General features: G+C 42.4%; 1 protein-coding gene. It reads left to right on the forward strand.

The features are described 5' to 3' along the window. Positions 1-23 precede the first annotated feature (23 nt). A partial coding sequence (locus tag R7Z77_RS26995) for a glycerophosphodiester phosphodiesterase family protein (RefSeq protein ID WP_318137257.1) occupies positions 24-590 on the forward strand: 567 nt, incomplete at its 3' end.

A 590-nucleotide genomic window follows, 5' to 3' on the forward strand; every position in this document is an offset into this window, starting at 1 on the left:
TCTCATTCAAGAAGACAAACAAAATGGAAACTCTGTTAATTGGTCACCGCGGCGTTGCCGGCTCGTTCCCAGAAAATACAAAAGTCAGCGTTCAAGCTGCAATTGATCTCGGCCTAAAATGGGTAGAAGTGGATGTTCAGCCAACAAAAGATAACGTGCTTGTGGTTTGTCACGATCATACGTTAAGTCGATGCAGCAATGGCAAAGGGCGAGTTGATGCTCATACGTTGGAAGAATTAAGACAATTAGATTTCGGTGGCTGGTTCAGCGAAGATTTTGCTGGCGAAACTATCATGACTCTTGAGGAGCTATTAAGCTTGGCTACTGAGCGAGGTCTAAATCTGAATATTGAAGTTAAAGTAGACCGCCATCCAGCGGATGAAGTCGCACAAACGCTAGCAAAAGTGCTTACCGAAAGTTCAATGCCTAGAGAGAACCTTTTACTCTCAAGCTTTAGTCATGATGTCATCAGAGCACTTTACCAGCATTGCGAAGGTTATCGTTTGGGTGTTTTAAGTGAGTTTTTTACAAAAAAAGACGGGCTATTGTTAGATGAAGTGAAAGCGTACAGCTGTAACCTAAATATTAAC

The organism is Vibrio sp. 1401 (genome assembly GCF_033340295.1).